We start from the raw sequence: 481 nt of genomic DNA, 5'->3' as shown, positions 1-481 counted from the left end.
GCTCAGCTGGGAGAGCATCTGCCTTACAAGCAGAGGGTCGGCGGTTCGAGCCCGTCATCCTCCACCATTCCTATCATACATAAGTTGGCGTATTAAGCCGGTGTAGCTCAATTGGTAGAGCAACTGACTTGTAATCAGTAGGTTGGGGGTTCAAGTCCTCTTGCCGGCACCACCTTTATATGTTATACTATATAAGTCTCTTGTAATAAGAGCCATTAGCTCAGTTGGTAGAGCATCTGACTTTTAATCAGAGGGTCGAAGGTTCGAGTCCTTCATGGCTCACCATGTTTTTCTTGCGGATGTGGCGGAATTGGCAGACGCGCTAGAATCAGGCTCTAGTGTCTTTACAGACGTGGGGGTTCAAGTCCCTTCATCCGCATTGCCAAACGCGGAAGTAGTTCAGTGGTAGAACATCACCTTGCCAAGGTGGGGGTCGCGGGTTCGAATCCCGTCTTCCGCTCCAACTATACTATACCATCCA

Annotated in this window: 4 tRNA genes; all 4 read left to right on the top strand. The window is 49.7% G+C overall.

Going from position 1 to position 481, the window contains the following annotated elements:
• The first annotated feature begins 96 nt into the window (after positions 1–96).
• Positions 97–172: transfer RNA gene (locus BGM27_RS20410), tRNA-Thr, on the top strand.
• A gap of 37 nt (positions 173–209) precedes the next feature.
• A tRNA-Lys gene (locus tag BGM27_RS20405) sits at positions 210–285 on the top strand.
• Positions 286–295: 10 nt separating this feature from the next.
• Positions 296–379, top strand: a tRNA-Leu gene (locus BGM27_RS20400).
• Positions 380–388: 9 nt separating this feature from the next.
• Positions 389–463: transfer RNA gene (locus BGM27_RS20395), tRNA-Gly, on the top strand.
• Positions 464–481: the final 18 nt, after the last annotated feature.

This window comes from Bacillus sp. FJAT-27001, assembly GCF_019039175.1.
Lineage (GTDB): Bacteria > Bacillota > Bacilli > Bacillales > Bacillaceae > Bacillus > Bacillus velezensis.
Note: the sequence above shows the minus strand (reverse complement) of the source record. Positions and strands in the feature narration are given on the sequence as shown.